24 protein-coding genes are annotated in these 21,059 nt (G+C 61.7%); 13 read left to right on the top strand and 11 right to left on the bottom strand.

Annotated features, from left to right (window positions below; genetic code table 11):
- Positions 1-6: 6 nt before the first annotated feature.
- Positions 7-486: a peptide-methionine (S)-S-oxide reductase MsrA gene (msrA, locus tag RJ40_RS04565; protein WP_265582177.1), complete on the top strand. Its 480-nt coding sequence runs from the start codon at positions 7-9 to the stop codon at positions 484-486.
- Here msrA and RJ40_RS04560 read toward each other — a convergent pair.
- Entirely contained in the window at positions 479-1,036 is a 558-nt protein-coding gene (locus RJ40_RS04560; RefSeq protein ID WP_265582176.1) for a manganese efflux pump MntP, read from the bottom strand. The genes msrA and RJ40_RS04560 overlap by 8 nt on opposite strands.
- An 83-nt stretch (positions 1,037-1,119) precedes the next feature.
- On the opposite strand from RJ40_RS04560, the gene RJ40_RS04555 reads away from it, so the two are divergent.
- Positions 1,120-1,818, top strand: coding sequence for a tetratricopeptide repeat protein (locus RJ40_RS04555; RefSeq protein WP_265582175.1), 699 nt, complete (start codon positions 1,120-1,122; stop codon positions 1,816-1,818).
- Between the two features lie 4 nt (positions 1,819-1,822).
- Here the strand turns inward: RJ40_RS04555 and RJ40_RS04550 are convergent, their stop codons facing one another.
- Together RJ40_RS04550 and RJ40_RS04545 are read right to left on the bottom strand one after the other, a co-directional pair.
- Positions 1,823-2,794, bottom strand: coding sequence for a VOC family protein (locus tag RJ40_RS04550; RefSeq protein ID WP_265582174.1), 972 nt, complete (start codon positions 2,792-2,794; stop codon positions 1,823-1,825).
- Positions 2,775-3,884 carry a DUF362 domain-containing protein gene (locus RJ40_RS04545; RefSeq protein WP_265582173.1) on the bottom strand — a complete coding sequence of 370 codons (1,110 nt, stop codon included), beginning with the start codon at positions 3,882-3,884 and terminating at the stop codon, positions 2,775-2,777. The genes RJ40_RS04550 and RJ40_RS04545 overlap by 20 nt, the downstream gene beginning before the upstream one ends.
- Positions 3,885-4,300: 416 nt before the next feature.
- On the opposite strand from RJ40_RS04545, the gene RJ40_RS04540 reads away from it, so the two are divergent.
- Positions 4,301-4,627 carry a DMT family transporter gene (locus tag RJ40_RS04540; RefSeq protein WP_265582172.1) on the top strand — a complete coding sequence of 109 codons (327 nt, stop codon included), beginning with the start codon at positions 4,301-4,303 and terminating at the stop codon, positions 4,625-4,627.
- A gap of 25 nt (positions 4,628-4,652) precedes the next feature.
- On the opposite strand, the gene RJ40_RS04535 is transcribed toward RJ40_RS04540, so the two are convergent.
- From RJ40_RS04535 to RJ40_RS04510, 6 genes are all read right to left on the bottom strand, one after another.
- A complete protein-coding gene (locus tag RJ40_RS04535) occupies positions 4,653-5,396 on the bottom strand; it encodes an MIP/aquaporin family protein (protein WP_265582171.1) in 744 nt (247 codons plus the stop codon).
- Positions 5,397-5,402: 6 nt separating this feature from the next.
- Positions 5,403-5,609 (bottom strand): DUF2180 family protein, encoded by a 207-nt coding sequence (locus tag RJ40_RS04530; protein WP_265582170.1) that lies wholly within the window; start codon positions 5,607-5,609, stop codon positions 5,403-5,405.
- Positions 5,610-5,636: 27 nt separating this feature from the next.
- Positions 5,637-7,136 carry a DUF2193 domain-containing protein gene (locus tag RJ40_RS04525; protein ID WP_265582169.1) on the bottom strand — a complete coding sequence of 500 codons (1,500 nt, stop codon included), beginning with the start codon at positions 7,134-7,136 and terminating at the stop codon, positions 5,637-5,639.
- A 1,322-nt stretch (positions 7,137-8,458) separates the two neighbouring features.
- The gene (locus RJ40_RS04520) at positions 8,459-8,974 is read right to left on the bottom strand and encodes a ferritin (protein WP_265582168.1); all 516 of its coding nucleotides are present in this window, start codon (positions 8,972-8,974) and stop codon (positions 8,459-8,461) included.
- Between the two features lie 93 nt (positions 8,975-9,067).
- The gene (locus RJ40_RS04515) at positions 9,068-9,910 is read right to left on the bottom strand and encodes a thiamine pyrophosphate-dependent enzyme (protein WP_265582167.1); all 843 of its coding nucleotides are present in this window, start codon (positions 9,908-9,910) and stop codon (positions 9,068-9,070) included.
- Positions 9,907-11,562: a 2-oxoacid:acceptor oxidoreductase subunit alpha gene (locus tag RJ40_RS04510; protein ID WP_265582166.1), complete on the bottom strand. Its 1,656-nt coding sequence runs from the start codon at positions 11,560-11,562 to the stop codon at positions 9,907-9,909. The genes RJ40_RS04515 and RJ40_RS04510 overlap by 4 nt, the downstream gene beginning before the upstream one ends.
- Before the next feature lie 98 nt (positions 11,563-11,660).
- Here RJ40_RS04510 and RJ40_RS04505 point away from each other — a divergent pair, with 98 nt between their 5' ends.
- Positions 11,661-12,155, top strand: a complete 495-nt coding sequence (locus RJ40_RS04505; RefSeq protein WP_265582165.1) for a hypothetical protein — start codon at positions 11,661-11,663, stop codon at positions 12,153-12,155.
- Between the two features lie 6 nt (positions 12,156-12,161).
- On the opposite strand, the gene RJ40_RS04500 is transcribed toward RJ40_RS04505, so the two are convergent.
- Positions 12,162-12,845, bottom strand: a complete 684-nt coding sequence (locus tag RJ40_RS04500; protein WP_265582164.1) for a 2,5-diamino-6-(ribosylamino)-4(3H)-pyrimidinone 5'-phosphate reductase — start codon at positions 12,843-12,845, stop codon at positions 12,162-12,164.
- 233 nt (positions 12,846-13,078) lie between these two features.
- On the opposite strand from RJ40_RS04500, the gene RJ40_RS04495 reads away from it, so the two are divergent.
- The 6 genes from RJ40_RS04495 to RJ40_RS04470 all read left to right on the top strand — a co-directional run bounded on the left by RJ40_RS04495 (position 13,079) and on the right by RJ40_RS04470 (position 16,652).
- Positions 13,079-14,347 (top strand): sensor histidine kinase, encoded by a 1,269-nt coding sequence (locus RJ40_RS04495; RefSeq protein WP_265582163.1) that lies wholly within the window; start codon positions 13,079-13,081, stop codon positions 14,345-14,347.
- Complete coding sequence (locus tag RJ40_RS04490; RefSeq protein ID WP_265582162.1) at positions 14,344-14,712, top strand: response regulator; 369 nt, start codon at positions 14,344-14,346, stop codon at positions 14,710-14,712. The genes RJ40_RS04495 and RJ40_RS04490 overlap by 4 nt, the downstream gene beginning before the upstream one ends.
- A 471-nt stretch (positions 14,713-15,183) precedes the next feature.
- Positions 15,184-15,834, top strand: a complete 651-nt coding sequence (locus RJ40_RS04485; protein ID WP_265582161.1) for a DUF4013 domain-containing protein — start codon at positions 15,184-15,186, stop codon at positions 15,832-15,834.
- A 66-nt stretch (positions 15,835-15,900) separates the two neighbouring features.
- On the top strand, positions 15,901-16,305 hold the full coding sequence (locus RJ40_RS04480) for a DUF2178 domain-containing protein (protein WP_265582160.1): 405 nt from the start codon (positions 15,901-15,903) through the stop codon (positions 16,303-16,305).
- Complete coding sequence (locus tag RJ40_RS04475) at positions 16,298-16,498, top strand: helix-turn-helix transcriptional regulator (RefSeq protein WP_265582159.1); 201 nt, start codon at positions 16,298-16,300, stop codon at positions 16,496-16,498. Before RJ40_RS04480 ends, RJ40_RS04475 begins: the two co-directional genes overlap by 8 nt.
- Positions 16,485-16,652, top strand: coding sequence for a hypothetical protein (locus RJ40_RS04470; protein WP_265582158.1), 168 nt, complete (start codon positions 16,485-16,487; stop codon positions 16,650-16,652). The genes RJ40_RS04475 and RJ40_RS04470 overlap by 14 nt, the downstream gene beginning before the upstream one ends.
- Before the next feature lie 417 nt (positions 16,653-17,069).
- Here RJ40_RS04470 and RJ40_RS04465 read toward each other — a convergent pair whose 3' ends face one another.
- A complete protein-coding gene (locus RJ40_RS04465) occupies positions 17,070-17,654 on the bottom strand; it encodes a Yip1 family protein (protein WP_265582157.1) in 585 nt (194 codons plus the stop codon).
- 173 nt (positions 17,655-17,827) lie between these two features.
- On the opposite strand from RJ40_RS04465, the gene RJ40_RS04460 reads away from it, so the two are divergent.
- Genes RJ40_RS04460 through RJ40_RS04450 form a run of 3 tightly spaced genes read left to right on the top strand, consistent with a single transcriptional unit; the run spans position 17,828 to position 20,870 of the window.
- Positions 17,828-19,018 (top strand): COG1361 S-layer family protein, encoded by a 1,191-nt coding sequence (locus tag RJ40_RS04460; protein ID WP_265582156.1) that lies wholly within the window; start codon positions 17,828-17,830, stop codon positions 19,016-19,018.
- On the top strand, positions 19,018-19,695 hold the full coding sequence (locus RJ40_RS04455) for an ABC transporter ATP-binding protein (protein WP_265582155.1): 678 nt from the start codon (positions 19,018-19,020) through the stop codon (positions 19,693-19,695). Before RJ40_RS04460 ends, RJ40_RS04455 begins: the two co-directional genes overlap by 1 nt.
- Positions 19,692-20,870: an ABC transporter permease gene (locus tag RJ40_RS04450; RefSeq protein ID WP_265582154.1), complete on the top strand. Its 1,179-nt coding sequence runs from the start codon at positions 19,692-19,694 to the stop codon at positions 20,868-20,870. Before RJ40_RS04455 ends, RJ40_RS04450 begins: the two co-directional genes overlap by 4 nt.
- Positions 20,871-21,059: the final 189 nt, after the last annotated feature.

Here is a 21,059-nt window from a genome sequence, read left to right as displayed (position 1 = left end):
GGGGGCATGAGCCTGAAGAAGGCATACTTTGCGGCCGGCTGTTTCTGGGGAGTGGAGGAGGCGTTTCGGAAGGTGCCGGGCGTCGTCGAGACCGCGGTCGGGTACATGGGCGGGACCGTCGACCGTCCCACCTACGGGCAGGTCTGCACCGGGAAGACCGGGCATGCCGAGACGGTGGAGGTGATCTACGATCCCGAGAAAGTCACCTTTGCCGACCTCCTCCGGCACTTCTGGACGCTCCACGACCCGACGACACCTGACCGGCAGGGGCCAGACGTCGGGAGCCAGTACCGCTCGGCGGTCTTTTCCACCGACGAGGGGGAGCGGGATCTCGCCCTTGCAGAAAAAGAAGAACTTGATCGGTCCGGGAAATATCGGCGGCCGGTCGTCACCGAGATCTCGCCCGCCAGCCGGTTCTGGCGGGCCGAAGAGTATCACCAGCGCTATTTCGAGAAGATGCGCCGGCGTGTCGGGCCGGTCAGATGAAGAGGTGCTCGAAGAGGATCCGCACCCCGATGAAGATCAGCACCGCCCCACCGACGACCTCGGCCCACTCCCGGTGCCTGCCGCCAAAGACTCCGCCGAACCAGAACCCGACGAGCGAGAGGAGGGCGCTCACGATCCCGATGATCGCAGCCGGCACCAGCACGGCCGACCCGAGGACAGCGAAGGAGAGGCCGACGGCAAGGGCGTCGATGGAGGTGGCGATACCCAGGGTGAGGAGGACGAGCGGGCTCTCGAAGGCGACCGGTTCGCCGTCTTCCCCTTTCATTCCATCGTAGACCATCCTCCCGCCGATGACGAGGAGGAGGAAGAAGGCGATCCAGTGGTCGATCCAGCCGATGAAACCGGCGAGGGCCGACCCGGCATACCAACCGAGCACGGTCATTCCAGTCTGGAACCCGCCGAAGATGAGGGCGAGGGTGAGGGCGGTCCTGGCTCGCCCTTCCCTGACCGAGACGCCGCCCGCGACCGAGACGGCGGTGGCGTCCATGGCCAGGCCGACCGCGATGAGGAATACTGTGGGGAGGTCCATTGCCTCTCAGGGTAGGAAACGTAAGATGATGAAACCCTCGCTTCACCGTATATTTTATCAGGGGACGCACCGATCCCGGCCCCATGCAGCAGTTGGTTGAGAGTGCGGCGCGGCTGGTCGCTGAGGGGGATGCCCGCATGGAGCAGGGCGACTATGCCGGGGCGCTGGAGAGATATGACGCCGCCTTGAAGGAAGAACCGGCCCATCCCGGTGCCCTGTATCGAAAGGGTATGGTCCTCGCCGAGACCGGGCGGACCGACGAGGGGATCGCGTGTTTTGATCGGGCGCTTGCCGTCAACCCCGACCTCCCTGAGGTCTGGCTGCGGCGGGGGGTGGCCCTGTACTATGTGGACCGGTTCTGGGAGGCGGCGGAGAGCGCCCGCCAGGCGGTCGCGATCGACCCGGGATACGCCTACGCCTGGTATGTTCTCGGCCGATCCCTGAAGGCGGTGGGCCACCTGCATAGCGCCCTCAACGCCTATAACCGGGCCGCGGAGATCGAGCCCGAGAACCAGGCGGTCTGGTTCATGCGCGGGATCGTCCTCGCCCTCATGGAACAGCATGAGGAGGCGGTCGCAAACTTTGACCGGGCCATCGAACTCGACCCGACCGACCTTGACGCCCGCAAGAACGCGGCCTGGTCCCTGTACCAACTCGGACAGTATGAGAAAGCGCTTGAGACCTGCGATGCCGTTCTGGAGGTCTGCCCTGAGCACGGTCAGGTGGTGTACCTCAGGGGACTGGTGGTGCGGGCTCTGGCCGGCGAGCCTCCTGTCGAATAAGTTATCAGAGCCGCACGGTGGCGCCTGGATCGAAGTAGCCCGCAAACTCTTCGAACCGTTCGATGTACTCGACGATCAACCCGGTCAGTTCGGACCTCGCGGCCATCATCTGCCTGACGCCGGCAGCCGGCGACTCGGTGAGCGGGAGGGCGAACCCGACGCCGTCCTCCTCCAGCCCCGCCGCCACGGTCGCGACGCCGCGAGTCGTAAAGGCAAGGTGGTGGACACCGGGGCCGAAGCGGGCGAGGAAGGGGTCGGGTGCGCCGGGTGTTGTTCCTGAGACAAAATTGAGAGCGAAGTCTGCATTCTTCACTCGCACCACGCTGTTGACCGAGCGGAAGGGGGTGACATACTCCGAACCCTCGAAGATCCCACCGGTGAGGTGGAGACACTCGATCACCGCCGCCGCACGGTCGCGGGGGTCGAGGCGTACGGCCAGGTGGTCCGGGCATCCGGCGGCCGCGAGGTAGGGACGATCCGGGACGTTGAGGGAGAGATTGACCTCCCGCCCTTCGGACTCAGGCATTCCGCTGGCGGTGAAGAGGTAACGCACACCGGTGAGGGTCGGGCGGCCAGCCTCGACCATGACGGCACCGGCCGGGCGGTACGGGACGCCCGCGGCCGCACACGCTCTGGTGAACGCAGAGAGATCGCGCACCCTGAACGCCACCGCCGCACATCCGGTCCCTTTCCCGATCGTTCTCTCCTCTCTGACCAGAAGCGGCGGACAGTTCGGACGCTCCAGGACGATGGTGAGAAGACCGTCGGCCTCAGTCGCCCGTGCCGGGCAGTACCTGGAGAGCCCGAGGATTTCACCGGCCACCGCCGTCGCCTCTCCCGCCCCGGCCCTGATGACGAGGTGGTCGAGGGCGGTCACCCCCGGCGCCCCAGTGACCCCGGCAGCCGCCGCCGCAAGCCCGGCCTCCTCCTCCCTGAGTCCTGCGAGGTCGGGCCCTTCAGATGGTGATGAGTTCATAGTCGGCATCGCCCAGTCCGATCTCCTCGCCGTACCGTACCTGCCGCATCCCGTCGGTGTACGGGGCGACGCCCTTGAACTTGTCCTCGCCGGGCGCATGGTTGCCGAGAAGACGGCTCTCCTTGATCCCTTGCCTGGCATTGACCAGGTCGAAACTTGCCGCATCGATGGCGACCGGGTCGGTGGAGGCGAGTATCCCGATGTCGGGGACGATCCGCGAGTCGCTCCACGGGCAGCAGTCGCAGTCCGGGGTGATGTCCACCAGGAAGTTGAGGTACCCAACTTTCCCCTCCTTCCCCTGCACAGCGCCGAGGGCGTATTCGGTCATCATCTCCATGAAGGGCACCAGCCCGTTTGCCCAGTCGAAGTCGAGCGCCCCGGTCGGGCAGACGGTCATGCACTCGCCGCACCCGATGCACCGTGTCGAGACCACCTCCACCGTCTCGGCCCCGGCTTCGAGGGCGCCCTTTGGGCAGGCATTGACGCAGGCCCAACACCCCTCGCAGGCGTCCTCGTCCACGACCGGGCAGAGCCCCTGGTGCTGCGCCATCTTTCCGGCGGCCGGGGCGCACCCCATCGCGAGGTTCTTGATCGCGCCCCCGAACCCGGCCATCCCGTGTCCCTTCACATGGGAGAGGACGATCATGCTCCCGGCGTCCAGGATATCGCCGGCGATCTTCACCTGCTCGAAATAGTTCTTCCTGATCGCGACCTCACGCCAGTTCCCTGACCTGAGGCCGTCGGCGATCACCAGCGGCGCCCCGGTCACCTCGTACCCGAAGCCGTGACGGAGGGCGGTGGCGAGGTGGTCGACGGTGTTCTCCCGCATCCCCGAGTACAGGGTGTTGGTGTCGGTGAGGAAGGGGTTGCCCCCGGCCGTCCGCACGCCGTCGACCACCTCCCGCACCCAGACCGGGCTGATATGGGTATCGTTACCCCACTCACCGAAGTGAAGTTTGATCGCCGTCAGGTCGCCGTCGCCGATGCACGAAGCGATCCCCGCGGCGTCGAAGAGCCGCCTGATTTTCGTGAGGGTGTTCTCCCGCCGGGGGCCGATCCCGGCCTCTGCAAAGTAGACCGTGGCTGTCATAGTACTCCGTCTATCATTGCTTCAAGAAAAAAGATGGTGCCCCGACCGTGGAGAAAACCTCATATTTTTGGTTATAACTCTCTGATCCCACGCTTTCTCCTATCTTTGTGCCAGGTCTTTGCGACCACCTGACTCCCTGTGAAGATTGGGCAGGAAGGCAGAGAGATGATCGTGAAGAGGTTGGTGCCGTCCCGGATACATCTCTCATCTGCGTGATCGTCCTGGCCGTACCCTCTCCCATGCCGACGAGGGCGACGTAGGTTCGCGCCTCGTATTCGTTCCGCCAGATCGCCTTCAGGCATGCTATACCGGATCGTCGGTCATCACCGTTACCCGGACCCAGGAGGAGACGACGGTTTGCAACCCCGCCGGTTTCATCTTCCTTAATAACCTGGCATCACGCATCAGTGTCTTGCATGAATGCACTCTTCACCCTTCTCGGTGCGATCGCTATCGAGGTTTGCGCCACGACCTGTCTCAAACTCTCCAACGGGTTCACCCAGCCTCTCCCGTCTCTGGGGGTGGTGGCGGGGTATGCGACCTCCTTCTGGCTCCTCTCCCTTGTCCTGAAGGAACTGGACGTCGGTGTCACCTATGCCGTCTGGGCGGGCCTCGGCACCGCACTCGTCGCGGTGATCGGATTCCTCGTCTTCAAGGAATCATTCACCCTCTTCAAGGCTGTATCTGTCCTCCTCATTGTCGTCGGCGTCGTCGGACTGAACCTGAGCGGAGGCGTTCAGTGAAGGGCGGGCGGAAAAAAAGAGGGGTTCAGTCCTCGGCGGCGATCCACTGGTATAGGAACGCCGCGACGACCGCCCCGATGACGGGTCCGATGATGTAGATGGGGAAGAAACCCCAGAGGTTGGTGCCGCCGATGAGCCAGTCGCCGAGGAACGGCCCGAAGGTACGGGCCGGGTTGAGCGACGCGCCGGCGATGTTCCCGGTCGTCGTGATGATCCCGGCGACGGTCAGCCCGATGACCAGGCCGGCAAATCCCACCGGGGCCTTTTTGTCCACGGCCACCCCCATGATGGCAAGCATCAAAAGGAAGGTGCCGATCGCCTCGACCAGGACCGCCTGCCCCATTGAGATGCCAGGGAAGGGTGTCGTGGCACCGAGTCCGCCGATGGACACGGCGTCCATACCGGCGCAGGCGAAGAAGGCCAGACTGGCGAGGGCGGCGCCGACGAGCTGGGCGACGATATAGGCGACACTGTCTCTTGCCGGGAACTTCCCGATGGCCCAGAGGGCGACGGTTACAGCCGGGTTGATATGCGCCCCCGAGACCCGGCCGAAGGCGTAGATCGCCGCCGCGATGGCGATCCCGAAGGCCAGACCGATGGCAAGCCAGTCGGCCAGGCCGCCGAGGGCGCCGATCCCGACGTTGAACTCGTTCGGCGCCGCTGCCCCGTGGGCGATCATCAGGGTGACCGCCGCCGCTCCGGCGCCGAAGAATACCAGGATGAAGGTCCCGACCAGTTCGGCGACGCTCCGTTTTATGAGTGATACCATAGGTCGTCACTCCTTCAACGCCACCGCACACTCAGGACAGAGGATCCTGGGGAGTTTCTTCTCGAGTTTCTGTGCAGGGAAGGGGTAGCCCCCCTCCCAGAGGTCGACGTCCTCCCGCACCATGTGCCTGGTGCAGAGGCCCATCCCGCAGACGATGCAGATCCCTGCGGCCTCGGTCTCCTTGCCCTCCTGGGCGCAGACATAGCACTTCATGATGCCTCACCTGAGCGCGGGGTCGGTTCAGACCGCCTCTCTCCACTGGCAGTACTCGTGCCTGAAGTCGACCATCGAGGCCGAAGCGCAGTCTTTGCAGGCCCGCACCGGGGCGGCGATCTGCTCGGGGTGGAGGGCGATGACATTGGTCATCATCGTCGCGGTCACCGGTTCGCTGGTCAACAGGCAGGGGTAGTCGGCAAGGCGCATCAGGGCCGAGAAGCGCACCGTGATCGCCGAGGCCGGGTAGGCGTAGCGCTGCGGGTTCATCAGCACTTCATTCTCGTGGATGGGCGAGAGGTCGACCGGGTACCCCGCGACGAGCGGGACGAGGTCGTCGCCGGCGCCGTTGCGTTTGCGCCTGGCCGAATCCAGGAGCCGCCAGCCCCGCCAGATCATGTCCATGAAGTCGCAGTTGTGCAACTCCGCTGCCGCCCCGCGGGTGGGGTAGAGCTGGACATAGTTGTGGAAGCGTTTGGTGAGGAGGTCGACGACGGTGGGGGCGTTGAAGCCGTCGAGTTCGAGGATGTACTCGGTCGCCGCCGCCGATGAGCCGGTGGCAAGGGAGAGGATCTGATACTCGCTCCTGACTTTGTCGAGCGAGGCCCGCAGGCTCTGCTCCATCACCTCGGTCACCGCCTCGATCACCCCCATGATCACGTCGTCCTTGCACATGTTGTAGGTGGACTGGGCGATGTGGTGGGAGATGTCGCCGACACAGTAGGCCGGCACGGTGGCGATGTTGCCGTAGTGGACGCCGGCGTCGATCGCGGCCTTCACGAAGGGTTTGATGTCCTGTTTGTACCCCTCCATGTACTTCTTCGGGTCGAAGGAGTTCATCCCGGCCCGTTCCATCAAATCGACCTGCGCCTCGACCGGGTGGTCGTAGATTGCCTGGAGCTGCTCGATCTCTTTCCGGGTAGCGTCGGCCAGCGTGTCGCCGGCCTCAACCGCCTGGGCGAAGACCTCGCCGACGCCGTAACTGGTGTTCATCCCCCAGGACTTTGCCGCGAGGATCGCCTGTTTGTGCGGTGTAGGGATATCGACGGTCCTGAGGATCTGGTTGACGACGTTCGAGGTGCTTCCAGGGATGAGGGCGAAGTCCACGACACAGGTCGGGCCGTAGAACCCGGCGTACCGGCGGGCCGACTCGCGCCCTATAAGGGCTTCGGCTTTTCCGATCCCCTCGATGAAGACCTCCATGCTCTTCTTGAAGGCCGGGTCTTCCTCGCAGAGGATCTCAAGCACCGGCGGCGTCTGGTAGTGCTCGACGAAGGGGTCGTCCTCAGGCCTGACATAATCGGTGAGGGTGGAGAGGTGTTTGTAATGAGTCTTCACCGACTCTACGTGGAGGTCGATCACCTCCTTGCTCTGCCCCTCGCCGACCCGCATCTGCGTGACGGCATCGAGGTACGCCTTCCCGTCAGAGACGGTGTACTTCGTCCCCCGCTTCTCTTTGATCGTCGCCACGTCGGCACGCTGGGCCGCCATGGCTTCGTCTACCATTTTGGTATATATCGCGTTCATACGATTCTCCTCCAGGTTCAGTATTCATCGTTCGAGCTTCCGCTCTTTCGAGCGGACTTTGTACAGATGCACTCAGGTTCTGGATAGATCCCGGTCTTGAAAGACGGTCTCCGGTCCGGTGGGCGGATGAAAGAAGAATGTTGAACTATAATGGTCTGTCTCAGATGACCGGACATCCCTGTCTGGCCTGCCTGCTGCCCGTGCAGGGATCAGGCCGGTGGTGAACTCTTCCCGGACGCGTGTTTGTCAGGCTACTGTCACCTCCCTCTGATCCGAGAATACGTCATTGCTCCATATATAGGTTTCTCTCAAATGTGCCCGAATATCGAATATATTTGGGAAATAATAAATATTATATGATAGATGTGCGATCTATTTTTTATTGGCCCTCAAAAGAACGAAAAACATTGTTAAATCGCTCCTCCTTCACCCAGGGATAGAGGTCTGGGAGGCAGGGGTGACCCACCCCCGGATACTGTCATACCTCCCCCCGTTCCGGGAATATCCCCTCATATCGGGGGTCGGTGTGGGCTTCGTTTCAGATCTCCTCATATCGCCGTTTTTTCAGCCGGTGCGGAGAGGAAACCGGTTCAATCCCGGCCTTCTGATGGCCGATCCGATCACAGGGAATCAAACCATCATGTTCACCGGTACGCCTGCGGAAGGGGCGGTATAGTGGCGGAGAATGGATGGTGCGAAAACGGCGAATTTCTGTGTTTTTCTCATTTTGAGAGCGTTTGATTGGAGTTCTGATCTCGCGTCATCCCGTTCAAGTCTTCAGAACATTTGCCTTCCCACATGTTCGCGCCGGGGGCTCTGCCCCCGGACCCCCGGGCTGGCGATTGGGGCGTGAAGATAAAATCGATGAACATGAAAAGGGTGTTGCTGTCTCCACCCCTATCCTGGCGCGGGGGGCCGGGGGGTAGCCTTCAGATCGATCGCACACAACCGTTCATTCAGCAGACCTCCCTGTTATTCAGTGATCTTCAGCAGGTTTCAGCATGTGACGCCATTCAAAAAGCGGCGGCGAGGGGTTTGATCACGGAGTTCGCCTTCACACGGCGAGATCACAGGATCGGTGTCAGCATTCCGGGGTGCGCACGCACACCCTGAGACCGGGGAACCGGTGACGCCGTGCGGGTGTGTGTGCTGCTGTACTTTCATACTGAGAGAGAGATCTAACTCTCTCTCTGTAATAGTACAGTGAGATTGAACGCCTTTCCTGGCTTTTTGATCATGACAGCAACTGCTGAAGTTCTGCTGAATATCTGCTGAAATGCTGAACTTCTCATCACCCCAACGAGCAAAAAAAAAAAAGAATCTCAGGGTGCCCCCTGTACCGGGGGAGTGAAGACCCTTGTCCCGAGTTCTTTGTCGAGCATGAAGAGTCCGTTGGTCTCGTCCCCGATCAACTGGAGTTTCCCGATGATCTCGGTGTCGTTTGCCTCTTCCTCGACCTGCTCGTCCACATACCACAGGAGGAAGTTGGTGGTGGCGTGGTCTTTCTCGGCCATGGCGAGGTCGACGAGGTCGTTGATCATCCTGGTCACTCGCTGTTCATGGGCATAGGTGGCCTCGAAGACCGCAAGCGGCGACTCCCACTCGTTGGGCGGCGCTTCGATCGGGAGCATCGTCACCCGTCCGCCCCGTGCGATACAGTAGTCGTAAAGTTTCATCGCGTGGAACTGCTCCTCCTGCACCTGGACCTGCATCCAGTTCGCAAAACCAAGAAGGCCGCGGTCCGAGAACCAGGACGACATCGAGAGGTACAGGTAGGCAGAGTACAGTTCGCGGTTGATCTGGCGGTTCAGCGCCTCAAGCATCGTGTGCGAGATCATGCTCTCACCAGATGTCTCCTTGGCATGCCCGGCAATAAAGGGATCGTTTGGCCCTGCCGGCGGCGAAGTGCGGGGAGTGAGGAACGGTATTCCCTACCTCCTCCCCTCAAGCACCCCCCTGACCACCTCCCGGCGCTGGTGGTCGGGCAACCGTCCCATCGGCGGCCAGGCCTCGCGCTCCCGCTCAGTCTCGTAGAAGACCCCGAGGGCGATGGGGGCACCGTCCGAGTAGTCCCATTCACGCGCCCGCTCCCGCGCGGCGTTAAGGTCAGAGGTGTCGTGGCCGTCGAGTTCGTAGACCTGGTCGTTGTAGGCAGCGGTGAGGTTGTTGTACGTGGCGCAGATCTGGAGCACCTCCACAAACGAGAAGCCGCGGTGAAGGATCGCCCGGCGCAGCACCTCCCTGAGGTGGTCGAGGCGGCGGGTGTAGGCCCTGGCCACAAAGGTTGCTCCCGAGGCGAGGGCCAGTTCGATCGGGTTGAAGGGGCGTTCTTTCACACCCGAGGGGGTCGAGCGCCCCCTGAACCCGGTGTACGAGGTCGGGGTGTACTGCCCGGTGGTGAGGCCGTAGACCCGGTTGTCGTGGATAATGGCCGTGATGTCGGTGTTCCGCTTGGCCGCAAAGACGAAGTGGCCGAGCCCCTCGGCGTAGGCGTCGCCGTCGCCGGCGCAGGCCACCACGGTGAGTTCCGGATTGGCCAGGGTGATCCCGGTCGCCACCGGCAGGGTCCGGCCATGGATGGCATAGAAACTGTTGACCGCGAGGTAGTCGGCGATCTTGGCATGGCACCCGATCCCTGCGACGAGCACGAATTCCTCGGCCCGCCGCTCCTCTTCTGCGACGAGATCGGCGAAAACGTCCTTGAGGGCGTGCTGCACGGCGAAGTTGCCGCATCCAGGACACCAGGTGTTCTGCGCACCGGTGATCCACTTCATACCCCCACCTCCTTCAGCCGCCGCTCCAGGTCTTCCAGGAAGAAGGGCCGTCCGTCGTACTTCCCGATCATGGCGTCCACCCAGTGTCCCTCTCCTCTGACCAGTCGGGCGAGTTGCCCGTCCAGGTTCTCTTCGACGGCGACGACCCGCCCGGCCCCTGCAAGCGCCGCACCGAATGGTTCGGTCGGGAAGGGAGAGAGGACGACCGGCCTGACCACCCGGAGCCCCAGGTCTCCTGCCGCCTCGGTGCAGACCCCGGCGGTCGAGCCCCAGCAGAGGAGGACAGTCCCGGCCGCGGGATCGCCGGCCGTCATGACCGAAGGGTAGCCCCTGAGCACCTCGGCCATGGCCTTCTCCTTTTTTTTCCGTTTTTCGGCCATCCGGGTAACAGTTGGCGGGTCTTCGACGGTGACCCCGGCCTCGTCGTGGGCGTACGAGTTCACCTTCACGACCGCCCCGGCCGTCCCGGGATCGGCGAGCGGCGAGACACCGTCGGGGCCGGGAGCGTACCGGCGGTACCCGCCGTCCCCGTCCCAGCGTACCGGCGGGAGGGGAGGCCTCTCCGGCGCACTGTGGAAGGTGTACATCCCCTCGCCGAGATTTTTGTCGGTGAGCAGGACCGCCGGCGTCTGGAACCGCCAGGCAAGGTCGAGGAGTGCCCCGGCCCAGTACCATGCCTCTTCAAGTGTGGCCGGGGCGGCGACCAGGCGCGGGAACTCGCCCTGCCCGGCCGAAAGCGTAAAAGACAGATCGCCCTGGCCTGAGTAGGTCGGGACGCCGGTGCTCGGCCCCGGCCGCTGGGCGAGAACGACCAACACCGGGAGTTCGGCCATCCCGGCCAGGGAGAACCCCTCGGTCATCAGACAGAACCCTCCGCCCGAAGTGCCGACCGCCACCCTCCGCCCGGCGTACGCCGCACCCAGTGCCATCAGCATCACCCCGATTTCGTTTTCTGGGTGGACGACACTTATCCCGAACTCCTCCTGCCCCGCGGCCAGGAAGTGGAGGATGCTTGAGGCGGGAGTCATCGGGTAGGCGATATAGCCTTCGAGCCCGGCCTCCACCAGACCGAGAGCGACGGCCTCGTTCCCGGTGAGCGCCGGGAGCACCCGCCTGCCTGCAGTCGGGGCCGGGAGGGACCTGACCGTCCCGGCCGCTTCGTAGCCGCGCCCGGCCACCCGCAGGTTCGCCTCCACCGCCTTTGGCACCGTCCGACGGAGCACCGCTTCCACTGTCTCCCACGGGATGGCGCAGGCCTTACAGAAGGCCCCGATCAGTCCCATGTTCCGCGTCACTGCGGGTGCTACCTCTTCTTTCACGATCTCATCGAGGGGGAGACCGGTCCCATCCAACTCCCGCACCCTGCCGGTGTCGTAGATGATCCGGCCGCCGGGACGGATCCGTCCCTGGTGGCGGCGGACCGTCTCCTGGTCCAGGGCAAGGACAAGGTCGATCCCCTCCCGGTGGCAGTACGGTTGCACTGCCGCCCCCCGAATCACGGCAAAGTTATGCCCTCCCTTGATCAGGGAGGGATAGTCGTAGTACATCGCGGTCCGCAGCCCGCAGCCCGAGATGAGGCGCATGACCACCGAACCCGCGATGTTGATCCCCTCACCTGCTTTCCCTCCGATGAGCACTGCGATCTCGTCCATATCTCCCCCTCGGCGGGAGATGCACCGGGCCTATGATATATCTTTGCCTGGCTGACAATCGCAACACTCAAATAGAGGTACTTCGCAGACACGAAGGTATGAAAACAGTACCTTTCTTCCTTGCTCTTGCATTTGTCGCCGTAGCGGCGATATTTGCGGGATGCACGGGCACATCGCCGGAGGCGACCCCCACCCCGACACCGGTCCAGACCACCACCGTGGCCCCGATTGAGACGACGCCTGCGCCATCTATTCAACCTGAACCAACCGATGAGATGCCGACCAATTATCAGGTCAAGGCATCCGCACGGAAGGACTCCATCTACAACACGATCACCGTCACCTTTGCCGGGGGCATGGGACAGGAGAATGTGAAGGAGATCAAGGTGACGGTCACCCGCTCGGATGGCACGACCGAGACACAGACGATGACCAAGCCGTCGGGTAAGTCACTCTCGACCGGAGAGAGCGTTGAGTTTGCAGGGACTGCAAAACAGGACAGGATCCAGGTCTGGGCCACCATGGACCGGCCGCTCGGTGCGGACGGAAAGACCGTGTTCAAGATCTACGACTCGGCTCTCCCTCTTGAGTGACCGGGACTACTCCTCTTTTTTCACGACCCAACGCAGCAACACCCCGTCGTCGACCCGTTCGACGCCGGCGAGTTCGAGACGCGGGAACTCGTCCTCTCTCACGAACCCCTCGCCGTCGGCAGGGGTCGGGGCGTCTACTCCTCCGATGACGGTTGAGCCGATATAAGTGATCAACTCGTCCACCAGACCTGCCTTGAAGAGTCCCCAGATCAGTGTGCCTCCACCCTCGACCATCAGTCGCTTCACGCCGCGGGTGGCCAGTTCATGCATCAGGAGGGTGAGGTCGACGCCCTTCTCTCCGACGACGACGACCTCGGCCTTCTCTCGAAGGGCTTCGACCCTTCCGGCCGGCGCCGCAGCCGAGACCGCGACGACCCGTTGCCCCGCGCCCTTGCAGAGGATGTCGGCGTCCGGGGATGTCCTGGCCATCGAGTCGACGACGACCCTGAGCGGGTGCTCATCCTCTCCCCGCGCCCTGCGCGCGGCCTTCAGTTCGGGCGATTTAACGGTGAGCGACGGATCGTCGGCCATGACTGTGCCGATCCCTACCATGATCCCGTCAGAGCCTGCTTTTATCTCGTCGACCCGTTTGAAATCGTCTGCGCCTGAGATCTTAACCTGTCGTCGTTCTCGTGTCGAAATCTTGCCGTCTGCGCTCATCGCGAGGTTGACAAAGACATATGGACGCATGTCCTGAGGTTCGATGGATGATTACTTATTCATGTGCCTGTTTGAAAGAAATGAAAGGGCATAAATAACGATCCCGTTTACATCTCATTTGTACAATGTTTTCAAGGCGTTTGAGCGTACCAGATGTCCCTTTCACTCAGTGGATGGCATACATCCAGACCGTAGGAGTAAAAGGATTTATACTGGCTTTTCTTTCTCTTACCGTCCTTTATTCACTCTTCTCCAGTGTAGGGGTGGCGCAATCATATCTCTATTATATCCCACTCGTTATGGTGGCGGTCTGGTACTCGAACCGGTCGATATGGACGGCTGCTGCTCTCTCGTTGGGATACACCACCGTAACGCTCTTCCTCGCCTTCGGTGGCTATTCCCTCGATCCGGTCCTTCTCTTCCTCTTCACCATGCTCTATCTCTGGGGGATGACGGCGGTCACTCTCTTCTCTTCTGAACAGTCATCTCCTATGACCATGCCCGGGGGATCGTCTCTCTTCTTCTCTCTGAACCCTGAAACTCTTGAGGTCAACAAGATGAGTCGGGATCTTGCAGTCCGTCTTGGATTTCCTGAGTCTTCTTCCGGGAATATTCTGTTGTCGTCGCTCTGCACCGATCCGAATGAGGCGGAGGTGTTCTCCGGGTTGGTTGGTGGCGGGATGGAGGTCGCCAGATTTGAGACCATCTTCTGTGACCGATCAGGGGAGGAGGTGCCGGTCCTCCTATCCTGTGTCCCGGGAGATCGGGGGTGTCAGTGCACCGTCCTCGACCTCTCCTCGCTCTACCTGTTCAGAGAGATGGAAGAGAGGGCCGGGGCCGAGGCGGCGAGGTGGCAGGATTTTACCACCACGGCGGCCCATGAACTCAGAACCCCACTCCAACCGGTCCTTGGTTATCTCAGCCTCCTCCTCGATGACCGCGATCACTATGGGGTGGGAGATGAGGCGGCCAGGATGCTGGGTGTCTGCCTTGAGAATATCGACCGGGAACGGCGTATCGTGAACCGGATGCTTGAACTGAGTCTCCTTGACAGCGGCGAGATGAAGAGCAGGCCTGCCGAGGTAGACCTTGCCGCCCTGGTCGAGGAGGTGCTCGACCGCCCTGACTTCACCTCCAGGGCCACCTTCAGGGTGTCGGTCCCTGAGGGGATGACGGTCCTGGTCGACCGGGAACAGTTCTTCCAGGTGCTGGAAGGTCTGGTCTCCAATGCCGTCGAGTACAGCGAAGGACCAGGTCTCGTCGAGATCTCCTGCGGTCAGGAGGGACGGCGACAGTGGGTGAGGGTGAGGGACAACGGTCCGGGGATCGACCCGGCCAAACAGAGTATGATCTTCGAGCCCTTCTCCATCGGAGACGGCGAGGTGCTGAGCCGTCGATATGGGCGGATGGGGCTCGGTCTCCCCATAGCCGAGCGATATGCCCGCCAGAACGGCGGGAGGATCGAGGTGAAGAGCGCACCTGGAGAGGGGAGCACCTTCACCATCGTGCTGGAGGCGGAGGGACGGCAGTGAAACCTGAGGTCCTGGTGATCGACGATGACCGTCCCATCCTGGAGATGATGAAGATAGTCCTGGAACGGATCGGGTACCGGCCTCTTCTCGCCGCTTCGGCAGATGAAGGTCTGGCCCTCGTCAGGTCGGCCCGTCCTGAACTCCTCCTCCTCGATGTGACGATGGCCCCGGTCGACGGCTGGCAGGTGCTCGATGCCCTGGCCGCAGACCCGGACCTCCCGGCGACCCCGGTGATGCTCTTCACCGCGCGTCCCCTGGAATCGGCCGAGTACGAACGGCATCAGGGTTCAATCGTCGAGGTGCTCGAGAAACCGATCGCACCGCTGGAGTTGAAAAAGGTGCTGGACCATTTTTTTGCAGGTTGATCCGTCGAGGCTCTCTTTCAGTGCCTGTTCGATCGCCCGTCGCCCTCTCCTGGAGAGTATCGATGGAGCGTTTTCGTGTTGTCCTCCGGCCCCGTAACTCCGGTGCCGCTGGTCGAGAGGGCGGCGTCCCTCACCTGTCCGACACTTCCGCTTGTGACGGCAACACCCCCTTCATGATCTCCCCGCCGCCTTCCCGTCCCCATCGCAATCCCGGAGGTCCGGAGGCCGCGCCTCCTGCTGATGGAGTGGGAAGGCACGTCGATCAGAAGGGCCGCCCCACCAGAAGGATATGCTAACCTGCTCTCTCGCGCCGGGGGACGGTGATAGTTTGTGCTCTCGCCTGCTACTGTGTTGTGAGCGAGAATACTTATCTATCGAACTTCTTCGGATTCATGATTCCGTCTCTCCGGGTAGACGCCGCAAGTCTTCTCTACCCCCCCGGCACACCTATGAGAGAGACGTGAGTATCTGATGGATCTTGGTGCACACTTTATGGACGCGGCCCATTATACGAAGGGCGCATTCTGGGGGCGGTGGAAGGATAACCTCAAGTTGCTTGTCAGTCTGGTCATCTTCCCTCTCTTCTTCGGGTATCTTGTCTCGATTCTGCGTGGGGAAGATCCGGCGCCGCCGGTGCGGTGGTCCTGGGGGATGTTCGTCGATGGGATCAAGATCTGTATGATCTGGATGTTCTATATCGTCCCGGTGATCGTGGGGGTCATGGCGCTTGCCGGTTCTGTCCTGGTTCTCTACGAGATGGAAGGCGTCGGTGCGATCGAGCCTCTTCTGCCCGAGATAATCGGCGGAGTCCTTGGTGTTCTGGTACTTTATATCCTGCTGTCTCTGTTTGTAAACATTGCATTGATCTTGTTTGCCCGGGAGCGGAGATTTTTTGCCGCATTCTCGTTCGGAAAGATCTGGAGGTGCATCGACCGTATCGGCTTCTGGCAGTATGTAGCTGCCGTGGTCCTTGTCGCCGCCTTTTCAAATGCAGTCATCGCTCTTGTCATGCTCATCCCGGTGGACGTGGTTGCGTTTGCACTTCTCGCACTGGTTACGATCCCGCTGTCGATCTTCCAGGCCAGGTATTATGCCAGGATCTATGATCTGGCGATGGAGTGAGCCTCTCCATCCCCTGATGTCAAGGTATATTAACAGTGGCCGCGAACACGTTTTATAAGGCTGTACATGAATCGAAGCCAGTTTTTCCTCTGTATCGCCCTCATCGCCGTTGTTGAGGTTGTCGTCTTCACGCTCGTCCTGAGCGCGGGCTTTGACAACCTTGCAGAACTCTCTTTCTATATCGCCCTGCTCCTGGTCTTTGTCTGCAGGCAGCGGGTGAAGGGGGTGATCTGGGACGAGCGGTTGAGTCAGGTTGAAGAGCAGGTGGCCGAGAAGACCTTGAAGATCGCGCTTTTCTTGATGATCTTTTTCGGACTGGGCTTTTTTGTTTCGGGGGCGCTCCTCCAACTTGAGAGAGCGATGAATGACGGGATGTTCCTCCTCCAACTTGCGGGCGGGATCATCCTGCTGTACCTGGTCCTCTGGATCATCGCGATAAAGCCATTCTGGGATGAAGGGGACGATGAATAATAAACTCAAGGTCTACCGGGCACTGCACGACCTCACCCAGGAGCAACTGGCGGTGGCTCTGGGGGTGACCCGGCAGACGATCATCGCCATCGAGAAGAAAAAATACGACCCTTCCCTTGACCTTGCTTTCAAGATCGCCCGTTATTTTAATGTGACAATCGAGGAGATCTTCTCGCCGGATGACGGTCGGTGACCGCCTCGCGTCTGCCGGGTGCCGGAAGGGCATGCCGGAGATCCTGACTCCTCACTTCATGACAGAACAGCAGATGAGGAACACTGACTCTCACCCCCACCACGGCGAGGATGGGGAGGGGGTGGCAGTTGAGGGCTCTGTAGATTCACCATGAACACGGGGTTCAAGCATACGGGATGAAAATTCTTGTTGGTTTCTGGTGAGTGAATCCTTGTTCCCTCTTCAGAGTAGGACACCACATAGGACCACCACTTCATTGCCCCCCGCCGATCCTCGCCGTGGGGAGACCCCCCCACCCCCCCACCCCCCCACCACGAAGATAGGGGCGGGGCGGCACCAATCTCTTGAACGAAACCGTGCTTCGGAAACTTCTTCCACTCACCTATCAGGGCCATAGAAGTTCTGGGATGACCCCATAGTAATCGTGCCTGCGGCCTGCTCTCACCTCATGCCCGGTCCTACAAAACCGGGGGAAGAACGTCCCAAAAAAGTGGGGGCGGGGGAGACGGTGGTATGTTCCCGCCCATCTGTGTGTGTGCTGGTTGGAGGGTCCGGAGGTGTCTGTTCGCCCTCAGATCGCGATGGACAGCATCGAGATGATGAGGATGATCCCTGCGATTACGCCGGCCTTTGCGGTGGTGAGTTCGTGGGCATGCTTGAAGCCGAAGAACCAGATCACCGTCGACCAGAGGGTGAAGATGAGTCCCATGATGACGAGGCCGAGGGCGGCGCTCAGTTTCTCGATGTCCATGTGGTAGACGAGGAGGAGGGCGAGGCCCAAGACTCCCATCAGAACCTGCGGGAGGTTGCCGTACCCGACGACGGCGAGCGTCGACTTGAATGAGCCGGTGCCGCCGAGAACCTTTGCGATCACATGGAGGATCAGCGACTGGATGCCCCAGATGATGAAGATGCCGATGAAGATGGCGGCTGCGGCGAAGATCCCGACAAATGGTCTCAGGGCTTCTGCGTCGGCGCCTTCCAGGCCGGTCAGGGGCACGGCCCCGGCGGCGAGGTAGGCGGTGAGCGCCGCCAGCAGGGCGGTGAAGAGGATGATGATGCCGGGGATCTTGATGCTCTCGATACGTTCGCCCAGCGATTCGAAGAACCGTTCTGGGCCGGTAAGGATGTCGATGAAGGATGTGTCTGTGTCCATGGTGTTCTCCTTAGAGCAGTGGCCGCTGCGGCGGCCTGGTGCAGAGAAATGTAAGATGTGTTTGTCTATATGAATACTACTATTGACATATGGTAAGGTATTAAAGACAAAATGTACAACATGCTTTACACAAAGGTGGGCGCGGGTGCCCACCCACGGAGATCAGTATATCTATGACATACCGCACACCTCTCGCCCTCATTCTCGGGCTGATGATCCTCGTCTGCTCCGCCGCCGCGGCCTCCGCGACCGGAGCGGCCTCGCATGTCTCGGTCACGAACACGACTGTCGACCCGGCCACCCTCATGCCCGGCGACACCGGGACAATCACCGCCAAAGTCATGAACAGCGGCACCGAACCGGTTCAGGTCAGCAGGGCCGTCCTGAAAGGCACCGAAATCAAAACCCTCAACGACGGGGCCTACGAAGCTGCCGGAACCATCGGACCCGGTACCACCGTCTCGTATACCTTCACGATCAGGGCCGATCCAAACACCCATGATGGCGTCTACTACCCATGGTTCTCGCTGGACTACGGTCAGGACGGCAGTCTGAGCACCCGTGTCCCGGTCAGGGTCGAGGAGACTCCCCTGACGGTCGTCGTCACCGGCCGTCCGGACGCCTTCACCGAAGGGAAGAAGGAGCACATCACTCTCGTCGTCGGCAATCCACGCACCTCCCCGGTGACCGGGATCACCGTCACCCCCAGAGGCGAGGGGATCGAGGCCGCTCAGACCGGGTGGTTTGTCGGCACCCTCGCCCCCTCGGCCCAGGCCAACGTGACCCTCGACGTCACCGCCACCCAGGAGACCGACCTCGCCTTCGACGTCACCTACCACACCGGGCCCAACACCCACACCGCCACCGTCACCCTTCCGGTCGTCTTCGGCCAGTCCAACACCCGGGCCGAGCTGGTGGTGAACAATATCGAGGTCCACGGCAATTTCGGCTCGTACTCGGTCAGCGGCGACATCGCCAATGCCGGGCTCGAGGCCGCCAAGTCGGTCGTCGTCACCTCCGGCGACCCGGCCGTGCCTGAGAATCCCTATCCGGAGTACGCCATCGGCAGCCTCGACCCCGACGACCTCGCGAGTTTTGAACTCGACTTCAGCGCCGAGAACGCCACGTCGGTCCCGCTCGTGATCACCTACCGCGACGCCGACGGCACGCCGTATACCCGGACGATGCCACTCGCCATCACCAAGCACCAGACTATCTCAACCGGGGTGCATGCCCCCGCCGCCACCGAGACAAAGGACGAGTCCATCCCCCTGCCGGTGATGATCCTCTTCGGCGTGGTCGGCCTGGGTGTCCTCGGGGCGATCCTGAAGAGCAGCGGGCTCCTGAACAGGTGGAGGAAATAATGGGAGACGAGCCGGTCATCCGCCTCGTTGACGTCGTCAAGATCTATCCGAGGGTCGCCGGAGACGTCAGGTCGCTCGACGGCGTCTCGATCACCATCGACCCCGGGGAGTTCGTGGCGATCATGGGCCCGTCCGGCTCAGGCAAGTCGACCCTCCTCAACCAGGTCGGCTGCCTGGACACGCCGACCGAAGGAGACGTCGTCATCAACGGGGTGAACACCAGAAACCTCTCCGACGACGCTCTCACCGATCTCCGCCGGGACGCCATCGGGTTCATCTTCCAGAAGTTCAACCTCATCCCGGTCCTGACGGCCAGGGAGAATGTGGAGTATCCCTATATCATCAAGCACAAACATGGGGAAGAGGAGGGGCAGGCCCTGGAACTCCTGGAGAAGGTCGGGCTCGACGCCGAACTCGCCACTCACACTCCCAACGAACTCTCCGGCGGGCAGCAGCAGCGGGTGGCCATCGCCAGGGCCCTGGTCAACGACCCGGCGATCCTTCTCTGCGACGAACCGACCGGGAACCTGGACTCGAAGATGGGGGTCCAGATCATGGAACTCCTGACCGAACTGAACCAGGCCGGCAAGACGGTGGTGATGGTGACCCATGACCCGAGCACGGCGGAGTACGCCGACCGGGTGGTCAGGCTCATGGACGGGAGGGTGGTGGCGTGATCGGCACCGACATCTACTTCGACCTGGCAAAGCGCAATGTCCGCCTCCACTTCCTCAGGTCGGTCCTGGCGGCGATCGGGATCGTCATCGGGGTCTTTGCCATCACCACGATGGGGATCATGGGCTCGGCCCTCCAGGTCGCGGTGACCGGCGACCTGGGCGACGGAGGCGGGCAGATCACCGTCTCCCCCGCGAGTGGCGGGGGCGGTTTCTTCGGCGGGAGCAAGGAGACGCTCAGCATCCCTGAGGTGAGAAAGATCGAGCGGGCAAGCATGGGCAACCCGGTCGTCCCGTACCGTTCGACCTTCTCGCAGTTCAGGGCGGCCGGCGAGGATGGGTATGCCTCGGTCTATGGGCTTGACCCTGCCGACATGCCTCTTGTCGTCAAGGTCGAGGAAGGCGTGATGATCCATGGCGGCGACCGCGCGCTGATCTCCTCGGACATCGCCGAGGAGCATGACCTCACGATCGGGAGCAGGATCACCATCGGCGACGATGAGCATGCCAAGAAGGTGCGGGTCGCCGGCATCCTGAAGAACTCCGGGTTCGGCACCGGGATCTCGACCTACAGTTCGATCATCATCACCGACCGGCTGTACCAGGAACTCAACGGGAAAGACAGCGGGTACGATAGGGCCCTGGTCATCGTCGAGGATCTCGACGGGGTCGAGAAGGTGCGAGAGAGCCTGGACAAGAGTCTCAACGGAAGGAAGGAGACGGTCGATATCTCGGACCCGAAGGCCCTGGTCGAGATGATCTCGGGGGTTCTCGGGGCGGTATCGATGGCGGTCACCGGGATCGCCGGGATCTCGCTCTTAGTCGCGGCAGTGAGCATCTTCAATGTGATGATGATGTCGGTGACCGAGCGGACGCGCGAGATCGGGATCCTCCGAAGTATCGGGGTCAAAAGCAGGGAGATCATCAAGATGTTCCTGTACGAGGCCGGGATCCTGGGGGCGATCGGAGCGGTGATCGGTGGGATACTCAGCCTGATAGCCGGTGCGATCCTCATCGTGCTGATGCTTCAGGACATCTCGTATCTCTTCGCCCCGTCGGTGCTGATGAACGTGGTCGTCGGGATCGGGGTGGGTATCGGGATCTGCGTGCTTTCCGGGGTGTATCCCGCCTGGAAGGCTTCGCGTCTCTCCCCGATCACGGCGCTGGCGGCCGAGTGAGGGGTCTCTTTCCTTTTCTCTTTTTGTAGGGGATCGGTGGACTCCGCCATCTTGAGATCTCTCCGGGCCGTGTTATTACACACCATAGATTCGAGCCCCTTTTCGGGGGGCCGGGCGATGAAGTCGCCTTGAACCGCCGTCCTAACTGATGACTTCTTTTTTCCACGGGTTTTCAAGCGCGCAGGGGCC

The sequence above is a fragment of the Methanofollis aquaemaris genome (assembly GCF_017357525.1).
GTDB classification, from domain to species: domain Archaea; phylum Halobacteriota; class Methanomicrobia; order Methanomicrobiales; family Methanofollaceae; genus Methanofollis; species Methanofollis aquaemaris.
The sequence above is the reverse complement of the archived record's forward strand: the minus strand, read 5'-3'. Positions and strand labels throughout refer to the sequence as shown.